11 protein-coding genes and 1 pseudogene are annotated in these 13790 nt (G+C 62.6%); 9 read left to right on the forward strand and 3 right to left on the reverse strand.

The annotated features are described in order from the left end of the window. Positions 1-1290, forward strand: a complete 1290-nt coding sequence (locus GZ092_RS15315) for a heme biosynthesis HemY N-terminal domain-containing protein (RefSeq protein WP_293637651.1) — start codon at positions 1-3, stop codon at positions 1288-1290. Between the two features lie 462 nt (positions 1291-1752). On the opposite strand, the pseudogene GZ092_RS15320 reads toward GZ092_RS15315, so the two are convergent. Further along, positions 1753-5066, reverse strand: a pseudogene (locus GZ092_RS15320) (Rne/Rng family ribonuclease). A gap of 689 nt (positions 5067-5755) precedes the next feature. On the opposite strand from GZ092_RS15320, the gene GZ092_RS15325 reads away from it, so the two are divergent. Genes GZ092_RS15325 through GZ092_RS15340 form a run of 4 tightly spaced genes read left to right on the forward strand, consistent with a single transcriptional unit; the run spans position 5756 to position 9049 of the window. Further along, positions 5756-6853 (forward strand): RluA family pseudouridine synthase, encoded by a 1098-nt coding sequence (locus tag GZ092_RS15325; RefSeq protein ID WP_293637653.1) that lies wholly within the window; start codon positions 5756-5758, stop codon positions 6851-6853. A gap of 54 nt (positions 6854-6907) precedes the next feature. Continuing rightward, positions 6908-7567, forward strand: coding sequence for an HAD-IA family hydrolase (locus GZ092_RS15330; RefSeq protein ID WP_293637655.1), 660 nt, complete (start codon positions 6908-6910; stop codon positions 7565-7567). Between the two features lie 15 nt (positions 7568-7582). Beyond that, a complete protein-coding gene (locus tag GZ092_RS15335; RefSeq protein ID WP_293637657.1) occupies positions 7583-7948 on the forward strand; it encodes a Rieske 2Fe-2S domain-containing protein in 366 nt (121 codons plus the stop codon). 21 nt (positions 7949-7969) lie between these two features. Beyond that, a complete protein-coding gene (locus GZ092_RS15340) occupies positions 7970-9049 on the forward strand; it encodes a S49 family peptidase (protein WP_293637659.1) in 1080 nt (359 codons plus the stop codon). 67 nt (positions 9050-9116) lie between these two features. Here GZ092_RS15340 and GZ092_RS15345 read toward each other — a convergent pair whose 3' ends face one another. After that, entirely contained in the window at positions 9117-9881 is a 765-nt protein-coding gene (locus GZ092_RS15345) for an SAM-dependent methyltransferase (protein ID WP_293637661.1), read from the reverse strand. Continuing rightward, a complete protein-coding gene (locus tag GZ092_RS15350; protein WP_293637663.1) occupies positions 9878-10549 on the reverse strand; it encodes a Maf family nucleotide pyrophosphatase in 672 nt (223 codons plus the stop codon). Before GZ092_RS15350 ends, GZ092_RS15345 begins: the two co-directional genes overlap by 4 nt. A 25-nt stretch (positions 10550-10574) precedes the next feature. Between GZ092_RS15350 and GZ092_RS15355 the strand changes: the two genes are divergently transcribed. The 4 genes from GZ092_RS15355 (at position 10575) to GZ092_RS15370 (ending at position 13772) form a co-directional block, all read left to right on the forward strand. Then, positions 10575-11183: a YceD family protein gene (locus tag GZ092_RS15355; RefSeq protein ID WP_293637664.1), complete on the forward strand. Its 609-nt coding sequence runs from the start codon at positions 10575-10577 to the stop codon at positions 11181-11183. Positions 11184-11409: 226 nt separating this feature from the next. Further along, the gene (gene rpmF, locus GZ092_RS15360) at positions 11410-11592 is read left to right on the forward strand and encodes a 50S ribosomal protein L32 (RefSeq protein ID WP_011802449.1); all 183 of its coding nucleotides are present in this window, start codon (positions 11410-11412) and stop codon (positions 11590-11592) included. Positions 11593-11677: 85 nt separating this feature from the next. After that, the gene (gene plsX / locus GZ092_RS15365; RefSeq protein ID WP_293637670.1) at positions 11678-12790 is read left to right on the forward strand and encodes a phosphate acyltransferase PlsX; all 1113 of its coding nucleotides are present in this window, start codon (positions 11678-11680) and stop codon (positions 12788-12790) included. A gap of 4 nt (positions 12791-12794) precedes the next feature. Next, the gene (locus GZ092_RS15370) at positions 12795-13772 is read left to right on the forward strand and encodes a beta-ketoacyl-ACP synthase III (protein ID WP_293637671.1); all 978 of its coding nucleotides are present in this window, start codon (positions 12795-12797) and stop codon (positions 13770-13772) included. Positions 13773-13790 lie beyond the last annotated feature (18 nt).

The following is a 13790-nucleotide window of genomic DNA, read 5'->3' on the forward strand; positions in this document are numbered from 1 at the left end:
ATGCGCGCCGCTCTCTGGTTCATCGCCCTGTTCGGCATTGCCGTCGCCGTTGCCCTGTTTGCCGGCAACAACCAGGCCGTCGTCACGGTATTCTGGCCGCCGCACCGGGTCGATGTGTCCTTCAACCTGACGGTGCTGCTGCTGGTCGGGCTGTTCATGCTGCTGTACCTGGCTTCGCGCGCGCTGTCGGCGCTGTTTTCCCTGCCGGTCGAGGCGCGGCGCTGGCGTGCGCAGCAAAAAGAGCGTGCCATGTACGGCGCGCTGATGGATTCGCTGGCGCACCTGATGGCCGGGCGCTTCATACGCGCGACCAAATCGGCCCAGAATGCGCTGGCACAGGAAAAAAGCCTGGGCGTGACCACCGAAACGACGGGGCACCCCACCGGCCACAGCGACAGTCTGGCCAGCCAGCTGCGTTCACTGTCGCACCTGCTCGTGGCCGAAAGCGCGCAGGCGCTGCAAAACAAGGCCCTGCGCAACCAGCATCTGGCGCTTGCCCTGCAAAATTCTTCCGCCCGCCATGCCCAGGAAGTGCGCGAAGGCGTGCTGTTTCGCGCCGCCCGCTGGTCGCTTGAAGACCATGATGCCGGCGCCACCCTCGACTGGCTCGGCCAGCTGCCGCAGGGCGCGTCGCGCCGCACGCTGGCCCTGCGCATGAAGCTGCGCGCCGCCCGGTACGGACGGCAAACCCTGCAGGCGCTGGAAACCGCGCGTCTGCTGGCCAAGCACCGCGCGTTCTCGCCGGTTGCTGCGCAGAGCATCCTGCGCGGCCTGGCGCTGGAACTGCTCGACGAAGCCCATGACCCGGTGCAGTTGCAGCAGGCCTGGACATTGCTGGACGACAGCGAGCGCGCCATGCCCGAGCTGTGCGTGCATGCAGCAGCCCGGCTGATGAGCCTGCATGGCGATACGGCATTGGCCCGTTCCTGGCTGCTGCCGGTGTGGGAGCAGATGCTGGAGCCGCGCTCCCAACTGGGCGACAACCTGCGCATCAAGCTGATCACCTTGCTGGAAGCCGGCATGGACACGCTCGATGGCGAATGGCTGGCGCGCATCGAGGCGGCCCAGGTAAGCCGGCCGCGCGATGCCAATTTGCTGTATCTGGCTGGCATGGCCTGCCTGAACCGGCAACTCTGGGGCAAGGCGCGCCAGCTTTTGAGCCAGGCCGCGCCGGCACTGCAGGACCGGCTGCTGCACCGCAACGCCTGGCGCGCCCTGGCGGTGCTGGCCGAGCAGCGCCAGGACAATGCCGCTGCCACCGAAGCCTACAAGCGCGCCGCGCAGCCCTGACCGGCCTTTGCCAGCTTTTCCTGCTGCCTCGCGTAGAGGTTGATGCGTTGCGATGCCGCAGGAACCCAACCCGCGTGACTGACAGGCACAACATGAGAATTTTGGTAAATTGCTACTGAATTAATAGCTACAGGTGCATATATAACCTGCGTAAAAGACCTGTTTTATGCAAAATTCGTCGGCTGACCCGTGTTCCGCCCCACCGCGCATCGCGCTTCTACACAGACCATGCTGACCCCCTGGTGTTCACCCGTCGCCATTCAGGCAAGTCCCTGCCCGAATGCCGGCAATCACGGCGCGCTCTCGACACGAAATCTGCAAGAGCCCCGTGAACGCGCCATGCGGCTGAACCGGGCCGCTTCAGCAGCCAAAAAAAAGGCCACATCCCTCGGGATGCGGCCTTGGCGGCTGGACTTTGCCTGAAGTCCCTTTTCAGGAACTCAGGCTGTCGGGCGGGTCAGGTCAGTCGGCCGATTTCTCGAACGGCAGGGGCATGCTGGCCAGGTCGCGCTTGGTCTCGACCAATACCAGCGGAGCTTCTTCCCGTACCACCGGGGCAGGGCGCTCACGTTTCACCATGATCGGCTTGACTTCGGCGGCAATGGCCGCCTGCGCTTCAGCAATCTTCGCGGCGTCGGAATTCACCCACTGCAGGCCTGAACCCTCGGCCACCTGGGCCAGGTCCTGCAAAGGCAGGTCATAGGCCTGGACCTTGGGCAGGCTGCCGGCTTTGGCTTGCGGTGCTGTGGCTGCGGGCATGCGCTCCGGTGCTGGTGCAGGCGCCGGGGCAATCGCAGGCACTGGCGCCGCAATGGCGACAGCGACAGGCGTTGCCGCAAGCACTGCCACTGGATCTGCCAATGGAGTTGCTTGCGGCACTACCAATTCAGGAGCTGCATACGCTTGTCCATCCTGCGGATAAGGCGGATTTGGCTCAAAAGCGCTGGCCTTGGCCACGGTTTCCCCGCCTTGCGCGGCTGGCTCGCCGCGATCGCTCCGCTCGCGGCGTTCGCGGCCATAGCGGTCACGGCTCTTGCGCTCGCGCGGCTGGCGCTCTGTGCTTTCTTCCTGGCCTTCAGGGCGCATCTGAACATCGGTCGATGACAGCGGTGCCGCTGCATTGCCTGCCTCATCCAGACCGGACAGGCCTAACACGACCGCCGGATGTGCCGCATCGAAACTGTCAGCCTGCGCGCCGGCAACCGGTGCGGCAACGCTGTCGTTGCGTTCGCCCCGGCGTTCGTTGCGTCGACCGGAGCGTTCTGCACCCCGTTCACCGCCCCGTTCGTTGCGTTCACGACGGCCTTCGACCGGCGGCTGCTCGTTGCTGCCTTCGGTGCGGGTTTCGTTGCGCGCTTCATCGCGTCCGTTGGCCGGGCGGCGCTCGCCGTCACGTTCATTTTCCTCGGACGCCCGTTCATGGCGTGGTGCAGCGGCTTCGTTGCCCATGGCGGCAGCCATGGCCGCCTGGTTGGCCAGTGCCAGGTCCTGCTCGACGGCATCGCGCGGAATGCGCTCGCCACGTTCAGGACGGTCACTGCGTTCTGGTCGCTCGGCACGGCCTTCGCGGCTGCGGCCGCGTTCACCGCCACGGCTTTCGCGGACCTGACCCGGCGCTTCATTGCGCGCCTGGGATTCGCTGTCGCCACGGCCTTCGCTGCGGTTTTCTGCACGGAATTCGCCGGCAGGACGCTCCTGGCGCTCTTGACGTTCCTGGCGCTCGGGACGGCCGCCCTCGGCGCGGCCTTCCGGGCTGCGTTCACGGCGCTGCTCGCCGCCACGGGTGTCCGGACGTGCTTCGGCACGGCTTTCAGGCGCTGCGCCTTCAGGGCGTCCGCGGCCGCTGTTGCGTCGGCCATCGCCCCGGCCGCCGTCATTCCTGCTGCCTTCAGGGCGACCGCCGCGCTCCGTGCGGCCGCCGCGCTCGGGCCGCTGCTCACCGCGTGCTTCGCCAGACCGGCCTTCGCGCTGTGCGGTTTCTTGCGACGCATCCCTTTTCACTTCCCTGAGGACCGGTGCAGGCGCTGGCTCGGGTGTTTCGGCCATGCCGAACAGGTTCTTGATCCAGCCAAACAAGCCCTTTTCGGCAGGAGCGGGCGCCGGCACATGAACCGGGGGCGCAGGCGGCGCCTTGGCCGCCACGGGGGCGACGGCCACGGGTTTGGGCATGGCCATCGGCGCCGGCGCATCGGGCAGCACGCCCTTGATGATCGGCTCCTGCTTGTTGTGCTTTTCCTGGCTGCGGCGCGTCACGGTCGTGGCGTCGTCGGCTTCGTCGGCCATCTTGTAGCTGGCTTCGATGTTGTCCAGCCGCGGGTCGTCGTGCTTGAGGCGCTCCAGCTTGTAGTTCGGCGTTTCCAGCGTCTTGTTGGGCACCAGCAGCACGTTGATGCGCTGCTTCATCTCGATCTTGCTGATTTCCGAACGTTTTTCGTTCAGCAGGAAAGACGCCACATCGACCGGCACCTGGCACAGCACCGAAGCCGTGCTGTCTTTCAGCGACTCTTCCTGGATGATGCGCAAAATCTGCAGCGCCGAGCTTTCGGATGGCCGGAGCCGCCGCAGCGCGGGCAGGGGATCGATGCGCCTTCGCTCAGCGCCGGGCGCAGGCGCTGGCGGCTCATTTCCATCAGGCCGAACTTGCTGATGGTGCCAAACTGCACACGGGCGCGGTCCTGGCGCAGCGCGTCGCGCAGGCGGTTTTCCACGTCGCGGCGGTTGCGCGATTCCTCCATGTCGATGAAGTCGATGACGATCAGGCCACCCAGGTCGCGCAGACGCATCTGGCGCGCCACTTCGTCGGCGGCTTCCAGATTGGTGCGGGTGGCGGTTTCCTCGATGTCGCCGCCCTTGATGGCGCGGGCCGAGTTCACGTCCACCGACACCAGTGCTTCGGTGTGGTCAATCACGATGGCGCCGCCCGAAGGCAACTGAACCGTGCGGGCATAGGCCGACTCGATCTGGTGCTCGATCTGGAAGCGCGAGAACAGCGGCGCGTCGTCGCGGTAGCGCTTGACGCGGTGCTCATGCTCGGGCATCACATGCGCCATGAACTGGCGCGCCTGCTCGTACACGTCGTCGGTGTCGAACAGGATGTCGCCGATGTCGCTGTTGAAATAGTCGCGGATGGCGCGGATCACCAGGCTCGATTCCTGATAAATCAGGAAAGCGCCCTTGCCACCCTTGCCGGCGCCGTCAATCGCGGTCCACAGCTTGAGCAGGTAGTTCAAGTCCCACTGCAGTTCGGGCGCGCTGCGGCCGATACCGGCGGTACGCGCAATGATGCTGGCGCCGGCCGGGTATTCCAGCTTGTCCATGTTTTCTTTGAGCTCGGCCCGGTCTTCGCCTTCGATGCGGCGCGACACACCACCGCCGCGCGGGTTATTGGGCATCAGGACCACATAGCGGCCTGCCAGCGAGACAAAGGTGGTCAGCGCCGCGCCCTTGTTGCCACGCTCTTCCTTTTCGACCTGGACCAGCAGTTCCTGGCCTTCGCGGATCACATCGCTGATGCGCGCCTGGCTGACCGACACGCCCTGCGCAAAATACTGCTTGGAGATTTCCTTGAACGGCAAAAAGCCGTGGCGGTCTTCGCCGTAATCGACGAAGCAGGCTTCAAGCGACGGCTCGACGCGGGTGACGACGGCCTTGTAGATGTTGCCCTTGCGCTGCTCGCGCCCTTCGATTTCAATTTCGTAGTCGAGGAGTTTTTGTCCATCGACAATCGCCAGGCGGCGTTCTTCGGACTGGGTGGCATTGACCAGCATGCGTTTCATGAGTGTTCCTAACTTTTCTTCGTTCTAAAGCCCAAAAATGGCTGAACGACGCCGGGAGCAACGCAATGCGAACGTGGGGAATTGCCGGAGAGCTTTTGACCGCAAACGGGCCGACCGGTTGTCGGTCGGCCCGTGTCAGTCTGGGCGTAGGCGCGTGGATGGAGTGAGCAGGTATCTGACAGGATTTGCTACAAAATTAGTAGCTATTTGCGCCCGCTGTGCAAGGGCTACAGGCTGATTTATGCCATGAAGCAGGGCCAGGAGGCGCGGCAGGCAACTAAACATCAGACTGACCCGTGTTGTCATCAGAGGGTGACCCGTTAAAAGACTTGATCTCAGCTGGATCCGGATGCAGCCCCGGGCCCGTGACCTGAAGCTGCATCCCTTGGTATTCCGTGGTTTTATTCGCAAAGCATCGACTCGTCTGCATGGCAATTCCCGTGTCGCGAGGTGCCTGGCACGCGTCGCTTGTGGGCCATTGCCACCAGTGGCATCGACCTTCCAGCGAGGCTGTTTGCAGACCTTTTCAGGGGCTTTGGATTGGTGTGGACTAAACTCCAGACAAATCAACTACTTACAGCGCATCGCTAGTGAAACACATTATAGGGGCAGCTTCCGGCAAGGCAAAACGCCCGACAAAAGCGCCATTCCGCCCCGTTCCTGCAGCGGCTCCGCCGATTCTCCAGGCCATGCCAGTGCCCCCAACCCTTGACGAAGAGGTGACCGTGCCACAGGCCACGCTGGTCACGGTGGACGAGGACTATGCAGGCCAGCGGCTGGACAATTTCCTGATCCGACAACTCAAGGGCGTGCCCAAGACCCATGTTTACCGCATCATCCGCAGCGGCGAAGTGCGCGTCAACAAGGGCAGGGCGCATGCCGATACCCGTGTAGAGACCGGTGACATCGTGCGCCTGCCGCCGGTGCGCACCTCGGAGCGGGCCGAGCAAAAGGCTCAGATCATGCAAAGCGTGATGACGGAAGTGGCGCGCCACGGCGCCAGCTCGACCGTCGGCGGCTACGCGCCCGCTGCCGAGTTCCCGATCCTGTTCGAGGACGACTTTTTGCTGGCCATCGACAAGCCGGCCGGCGTGGCCGTGCATGGCGGCAGCGGCGTGAGCTTCGGCATCATCGAGCAACTGCGCATGGCCAGGCCGGAAGCCGATTTCCTGGAACTGGTACACCGGCTGGACCGCGAAACCAGCGGCATCCTGCTGATCGCCAAGCGCCGCATGGCTTTGAAGCTGCTGCAGGAGCAGTTCCGCGAGCGCGAAACCGACAAGGTCTACCTGGCGCTGGTCAGCGGCAACTGGCCTGCCAGGCTGCGCGTGATTGACAAGGCGCTGCACAAATACCTGCTGCCCAACGGCGAGCGGCGCGTCAAGATCGTCGCCAACGACCATCCGGATGCCATGCGATCCGTCACGCTGGTGAAGGTCAAAAGCCAGATCGCCGCCAATCCGCTGGCGCTCAACACACCGTTCAGCCTGCTTGAAGTCACCATCAAGACCGGGCGCACGCACCAGATTCGTGTCCACCTGGCAGGAGAAGGGCATCCGATTGCCGGCGACGACAAGTATGGCGATTTCGAGTTGAACAAGACATTGCAAAAAAGCAGCCTTGATTCGCCTTCGCTGAAACGCATGTTTCTGCATGCCTGGAGCCTGAAGTTCAACCACCCCAAGACCCGCAAGGCGGTTCAGTTGCAGTCTGCCTTGCCGGCGGAACTGCAGCAGTTCCTGCCTTATCGCACCGCCGAGCCGTCTGCACAAACCGGCGATTCCTGAAGAATTCCGCGGCCGGTCACGCATCGGTCATGCCGTCCAGCGACAATCCGGCTCATGCACACTCGAAATTTTGACCTGATTGCCTTCGACTGGGACGGAACGCTATACGACTCTACCCAGATCATCGTGCGCTGTATCCAGGCAGCCGTTTGCGATGTGGGCGGCAAGCCGCCGACCCAGGAAGCCGCCGCCTATGTCATCGGTCTGGGCCTGATGCAGGCGCTGGCCCATGCCGCGCCCGACGTTTCGCCCGACAAATACCCGGAACTCGGCGCGCGCTATCGCCACCATTACGCCAGCCATTTCAATGACCTGAGCCTGTTTGACGGCGTCCTGCCGCTGCTCGACGCGCTCAAGGCGCGTGGCCATTTGCTGGCGGTGGCCACCGGAAAGTCACGGCACGGGCTCGACGAGACGCTGAAAAGCGTTGAGCTCAGGGGCGTTTTTGACGGCTCGCGGACCGCCGACGAAACCGCCGGCAAGCCCGATCCGCTGATGCTGCATGAACTGATGGCGCAGTTTGACCTGCCGGCCAGCAGGATATTGATGATCGGCGACACCACGCACGACCTGCAGATGGCGCTGAACGCCGGCTGCGCCAGCGTCGGCGTGAGCTACGGCGCGCATGAACCTTCCACCTTCACCATTCTGAATCCGCTGCATGTGGCGCATTCGGTGCAGGACCTGCACCAATGGCTGCTGGCCAACGGCTGAAGGCGGCTTGACGCCATGGACGAATCGCTGCCGCTTTGCAACAGCCGCGAACTGGCGGACGGCGATCTGGCCGTGGGGTTTGACGTGGTGTACGCCGGCCAGACCTGCCGCGCCTTCGCCGTCCGTTTCCAGGGCCTGCCGCAGGCCTACCTGAACCGCTGCACCCATGTGGCGATGGAACTGGACTGGCTGCCCAACCGGGTGTTCGACGACAGCGGCCAGTGGCTGTTGTGCGCCAGCCACGGTGCGGCCTACCGGCCCGATACCGGGCAGTGCGCCGGCGGTCCATGCCGCGCTGGACTGGTCAAGATCATGCTTTCCGAGCGCGACGATGTGGTTTATTGGCACGCCACCTACAACCTCAAGCCCTTGCCGTTTTGAATACTTCTCTAAACTAGCCCCATGAACGATTCCAACCGACCCGGCAATTCCGACCCCTCCTTCGATCCATCCCGGGAGCCGGGATTTTCACCCGACCCGTCGCAAGCACCTGCCCGTCAGGCGAAAGAGAACGCCGAATTGACAGGCAAGTACGCATCGGCAGACGCGTCCAGCGTTCCCGGCTGGGAGCGGGCGACACTGGAAAAGCTGGTCTTTGCCACGCTTAACGAGCAAAGGTCTACGCGCCGCTGGAAAACCTTTGTGCGTCTGTCATGGCTGCTGTTTTTTGTTGTCCTGCTGTGGATGGCGCTGCAGCGCGGCACCCCGGCCATTGACGCCAGCGTTGCGCACACCGCCGTGATCGAGATCAAGGGTGAAATTGCCCAGGGTGCCGATGCCAGCGCCGAGTTTGTCAATGCCGCCTTGCGCTCGGCCTTTGAGGACGAGGGTTCCAAGGCCATTGTGCTGTTGATCAATTCGCCCGGCGGCAGCCCGGTGCAAGCCGGCATGATGAACGACGAGATCCTGCGCCTGAAGGCCAAGCACAAGAAGCCGGTTTATGCCGTGGTCGAGGAAAGCTGTGCCTCGGCGGCTTATTACATCGCCGTGTCCGCCGACCAGATTTTCGTCGACAAGGCCAGCATCGTCGGCAGCATCGGCGTGCTGATGGACGGTTTTGGTTTTACCGGTCTGATGGACAAGCTCGGCGTAGAGCGCCGTTTGTTGACGGCCGGTGAAAACAAGGGTTTTCTCGACCCCTTCAGCGCGCAAAGCGAAAAGCAGCGGGCCTTCGCCCAGAGCATGCTGGACCAGATTCACCAGCAGTTCATTGCGGTGGTCAAGAAAGGTCGCGGCAGCCGCCTGAAGGAAACGCCCGAGATGTTCTCGGGGCTGTTCTGGAACGGCCAGCAGGCGGTGGAACTCGGCCTGGCGGACCATTTGGGCAACCTCGACTATGTTGCCCGCGAGGTCGTCAAGGTGGAGGAAATCATCGACTACACGCGCCGTGACAATGTGGCCGAACGTCTTGCCAAGAAGTTTGGTGCCGCCATGGGCGAGGGAGCCATGAAGGCTTTCCAGGCGATTCCTGCGCTTCGTTAAACAACCGGAGTCAAAAAAGCCCGCGCAGGTCGCGGGCTTTTTTGCGCCTTTTTACTGTGCAGGCGGATCAACGGCCGATACAGAAAACGGTCGGCAAGTCGAGCGGGAGCACCGGCTTGTCGCGTTTCCAGTGGCTGGCCAGCGCACTTCGCGATGCACCGCTGCCCAGCGTGATGCCGCAACTCAGGGCGAGACGGGTGTTGCCCTGCAGGGATTGCAGCAAGCCCTGCAGCAAGGCGGCATTACGGTAAGGCGTTTCAATGAAAATCTGCGTCTGGCCCGTCTTCAGGGCCAGCGATTCGAGTTCGCGGATGCGCTGGGCGCGGCCGGAAGGGTCTTGCGGCAGGTAGCCGACGAACGCAAAGTTCTGCCCGTTCAGTCCACTTGACGCCAGCGCCAGCACCAGCGACATCGGGCCCGTCAGCGCAACCACCTCAATACCCAGATCATGCGCAGCGCGCACTACCGACGAGCCCGGATCGGCAATCGCCGGCATGCCGGCTTCGCTGACCAGACCCACGTCGCGGCCTTCCACGGCAGCAAGCAGCAGTGGCCGGGCATCAAAGTGGCCTGTGTGGTCGCCTTTCTTGTGAACTTCGCGCGTCAGTTCCTGTATCTGCAGCGCCTGGATCGACGTGGACAAAGGGTGCAGCTCGTTGATGCGCTTGAGGTAGGCGCGCGTGCTTTTGGCGTTTTCGCAAATCCAGCAGCACAGCCGGGCAGCTATTTCCAGTGTGCCTTGGGGCATCACGCCGTGCAGCGGGGCCTGCTCGTCGCAACCGAAATCCAGCGGTGCCGGCACCAGGTAGAGTTTGCCTTTGGCGATGCTCATGGGGCGGCCTTTTTGTTTGCCAGCAGGACGGTGCCGGCGGCCTGGATCATTTTGCAGGTGCGGATCAGCGGCAGGCCGATGAGTGCGGTGGGGTCGTCGCTGTCAATCGATTCAAGCAGCGCAATGCCCAGTCCCTCGCTTTTGGCGCTGCCGGCGCAGTCGTAGGGCTGCTCGGCACGCAGGTAATTTTCGATTTCAATATCGTTCAGGTCGCGGAATTTCACGCGGACGGCCGCCAGGGCGGTTTGCTCGAAACCGCTTTCCTGGCAAACCACCGCCACCGCTGTTTGAAAAATCACGGTCTGGCCGCGCATCTGGCGCAATTGAACGACCGCCCGTTCATGGTTGCCGGGCTTGCCCAGCGCCAGCCCGTTGAGGTCTGCCACCTGGTCGGAACCGATCACGACCGCTTGGGGAAAGTTCCTGGCCACGGCGCGCGCCTTGGCCAGTGCCAGGCGTGCGGCCAGCGCATCGGGCGCTTCATGCGGCAGCGGTGTCTCGTCCACCTCGGGCGAAGCCACCTCGAAAGGAATTTGCAGACGCTGGAGCAACTCGCGCCGGTAGGGTGAGGTGGAGCCCAGAACCAGTGGCCGGCCTGCCAGGTGGCGGATCGTGGACAGACCGGGTTTTTCGGGGAGTGCAGGTGAAGGAAGGGTCGCAGGATTCATGCACTGATTCTCTTACACTGCACGCATGTCCAAATCTCATCATGCCACCCGGCTGAACATGCAAGCCTTCGCCCGCGAAGGCGTTCCGCTCATTGAAACCACCCCGCTACAAAATATGGAGCGCCTGGCGCATGAGGCACAAGCGCTGGCACCTGATTTGATGCTCAAGTGGGAAGCCAGCGCCGAGTTGCGCCCCGGCTCGGGCGCAGAAGATGATGTCTGGCTGCATCTGTTGGCCAGCACATCGGTCCCGCTGATCTGCCAGCGCTGCATGGGCACGGTAGCCACGCCGCTGGAGGTCGATCAGTGGTACCGCTTCGTGGCCACCGAAGAAGTCGCCATGGCCGAAGACGACGAGTCCGAGGAGGACCTGCTGGTCATGGAGCCGCATTTCGACCTGCTGGCGGTGATGGAGGATGAACTGCTGATGGCGCTGCCGCTGGTGCCCATGCATGACGAATGTCCGGTGGCGCCCGTCATGCAGGTCGGCGAGGACGCGCTGGCCAGCGGATCTGGCGGGAAAAACGAGAAAAACGAGAAAAGCGGGAATGGCGAAAGTGGCGAAGAAGCCACTTCCAGTGAAAAGCCCAATCCTTTTGCGGTCCTGGCCCAGTTGAAAAAGAAAAGCGAGTAGCCCGATTGCGATTTTTCAGGGGGTGCAGTTCAAGGGCTGGCAGGGCAGTCGTGTGACGGCCTCGGCACCTGGTGCGGGTTGCCTTCCGGTATCGGGCTATAATCCAAGGCTTCGCGTACCAAGGTAGTGATACTGGCTTCTAGCTTGAACAGAGCAATGCAGTTCACCAGACTCTGAAATTTGGTGCGAAATTTACCAACACTATCACCCCTGTCAGGAGCGAATCATGGCTGTCCAGCAAAACAAAAAGTCCCCTTCCAAGCGCGGTATGCACCGCTCGCACAACGCATTGAACGTGCCGGGCATTGCCGTGGAATCCACCACTGGTGAAATCCACCTGCGTCACCACATCAGCCCCACCGGTTTTTACCGTGGCCGCAAGGTGCTGAAAACAAAAGCTGAAGCGTAATTTCACGTTCCAAGCCATGGCCCGCACTCATCCTGCGGGCCTTTCTTTTGCCTAAATTTTCATTTTTGAGGGGACCGGGCCGCGCATGATCAGGATTGCTGTCGATGCCATGGGCGGTGATATCGGTCCCGATGTCACCCTTGCGGCCAGTCTGGCCTTTTTGCGGGCGCACCCGGATGCCGAACTGTTGCTGGTGGGCCAGCCCGAGGTGCTTGCAGCACATCCCCTGCATGCCCAGTTGCTGGCGCAAGCCCGATGCGAGATCGTTGCCGCCAGCGAAGTGGTCACGATGGACGATTCGATCGAAATTGCCCTGCGCCGCAAGAAAAATTCCTCGATGCGCGTGGCCATCAACCAGGTCAAGGAAGGCCGCGCCCAGGTGGCCGTCTCGGGCGGCAACACCGGCGCGCTGATGGCGATTGCCCGTTATGTGCTCAAAACACTGGAAGGCATTGACCGCCCCGCCATTGCGTCCCAGTTGCCCAATGCAGCAGGCAAGGCCACCACCATGCTTGATCTGGGCGCCAACGTGGACTGCACCGAAGAGCATTTGCTGCAGTTTGCGGTGATGGGCTCGGCGCTGGTCGCTGCCATTGCCGACATTCCCTCGCCGACGGTGGGTTTGCTTAACATCGGCGAGGAAGCCATCAAGGGTGGCGACATGATCAAAAAGGCCGGCCGTTTGCTGCGGGCCGCTTCCGATTCCGGCGATATCAACTTCTATGGAAATGTCGAAGGCAACGACATTTTCAAGGGCACGACCGACCTGGTGGTGTGTGATGGCTTTGTCGGCAATGTGGCGCTGAAAAGCAGCGAAGGCCTGGCCCACATGATCGGCGACTACATCAAGGCCGAATTTTCCCGTAACCTGCTGACCAAGATGGCCGCGCTTGTGGCCTACCCGGTGTTGTCTGCGTTTAAAAAGCGCTTTGATCACAGGCGCTACAACGGTGCGGCCCTGCTTGGCCTGCGCGGCCTGGTCTTCAAAAGCCACGGCTCGGCGGACGCTTTTGCGTTCGAGCAGGCCTTGGGCCGGGCTTATGATGCAGCCCGGAACAACCTGCTGGAAAGGGTGCGCGAACGCATTGCCCATGCAGCGCCCCTGCTGGTAGCCGCCAGAGGGGCAGTGTCCACCGACGACGCGCAGGCGGCCTCCCGCCTGCCAGCCGAATTCCCTGTTTCAACCCCGGCACACTAATCCAATGACCCGCTATTCACGCATTACCGGCACCGGCAGCTTTTTGCCGCCGAATCGTCTGACCAATGCCCAACTGGCCGCCGACCTGGCAGCCAGGGGCGTCGAAACCTCTGACGAATGGATCGTCGAACGCACGGGCATCAGCGCACGCCACTTTGCCGCGCCTGACGTGACCAGCAGCGACCTGGCGCTTGAGGCGTCCAGACGCGCCATCGAAGCTGCCGGACTGCAAGCCGCCGACATCGACCTGATCATCGTCGCCACCTCGACGCCCGACATGGTGTTTCCTTCAGTCGCCTGCATACTGCAGCACAAGCTTGGCATCGCCGGTTGCCCGGCCTTTGACATGCAGGCGGTCTGCAGCGGTTTCGTTTACGCCTTGAGCGTGGCGGACGCCATGATCAAGAGCGGCGCGGCGAGCAAGGCACTGGTGGTCGGTGCTGAAGTGTTTTCGCGCATCCTCGATTTTTCCGACCGCACGACCTGCGTGCTGTTCGGTGACGGCGCCGGTGCCGTGGTGCTGGAAGCCTCGGAAACCCCCGGGATTCTGGCCAGCGACCTGCATGCCGATGGAAAGCATGTTGGCATCCTCTGCGTTCCCGGCCATGTATCGGGTGGCAAGGTGATCGGCAGCCCGCTCCTGACCATGGATGGCAAGGCGGTCTTTAAACTGGCTGTCGGGGTGCTTGAAAGTGCCGCCCGTGCCACGCTGGCCAAGGCGGAACTCACCGAAGCCGATATCGACTGGCTGATTCCGCACCAGGCCAACCTGCGCATCATGCAGAGCACGGCCAAAAAATTGAAATTACCGCTGGAAAAAATGATTGTCACGGTTGACCAGCACGGCAACACCTCGGCGGCGTCCATTCCACTGGCATTGGACGAAGGGGTACGCAGCGGCAAGGTCAAAAAGGGAGATATCGTCATGCTGGAAGGCGTTGGCGGCGGTTTCACCTGGGGTGCCGTGCTTCTCAAGTACTGAAATGGTTTTTTGTTGCTT

The organism is Polaromonas sp., from assembly GCF_010365105.1.
Lineage (GTDB): Bacteria > Pseudomonadota > Gammaproteobacteria > Burkholderiales > Burkholderiaceae_C > Polaromonas.

Coding starts and splice junctions, on each gene's coding strand:
- GZ092_RS15350 (WP_293637663.1), bottom strand. CDS start 10,549: ATGAATCCTGCGACCCTTCCTTCACCTGCACTCCCCGAAAAACCCGGT.
- GZ092_RS15370 (WP_293637671.1), top strand. CDS start 12,795: ATGACCCGCTATTCACGCATTACCGGCACCGGCAGCTTTTTGCCGCCG.
- GZ092_RS15355 (WP_293637664.1), top strand. CDS start 10,575: ATGTCCAAATCTCATCATGCCACCCGGCTGAACATGCAAGCCTTCGCC.
- GZ092_RS15325 (WP_293637653.1), top strand. CDS start 5,756: ATGCCAGTGCCCCCAACCCTTGACGAAGAGGTGACCGTGCCACAGGCC.
- GZ092_RS15315 (WP_293637651.1), top strand. CDS start 1: ATGCGCGCCGCTCTCTGGTTCATCGCCCTGTTCGGCATTGCCGTCGCC.
- GZ092_RS15330 (WP_293637655.1), top strand. CDS start 6,908: ATGCACACTCGAAATTTTGACCTGATTGCCTTCGACTGGGACGGAACG.
- GZ092_RS15335 (WP_293637657.1), top strand. CDS start 7,583: ATGGACGAATCGCTGCCGCTTTGCAACAGCCGCGAACTGGCGGACGGC.
- GZ092_RS15345 (WP_293637661.1), bottom strand. CDS start 9,881: ATGAGCATCGCCAAAGGCAAACTCTACCTGGTGCCGGCACCGCTGGAT.
- rpmF (WP_011802449.1), top strand. CDS start 11,410: ATGGCTGTCCAGCAAAACAAAAAGTCCCCTTCCAAGCGCGGTATGCAC.
- GZ092_RS15340 (WP_293637659.1), top strand. CDS start 7,970: ATGAACGATTCCAACCGACCCGGCAATTCCGACCCCTCCTTCGATCCA.
- plsX (WP_293637670.1), top strand. CDS start 11,678: ATGATCAGGATTGCTGTCGATGCCATGGGCGGTGATATCGGTCCCGAT.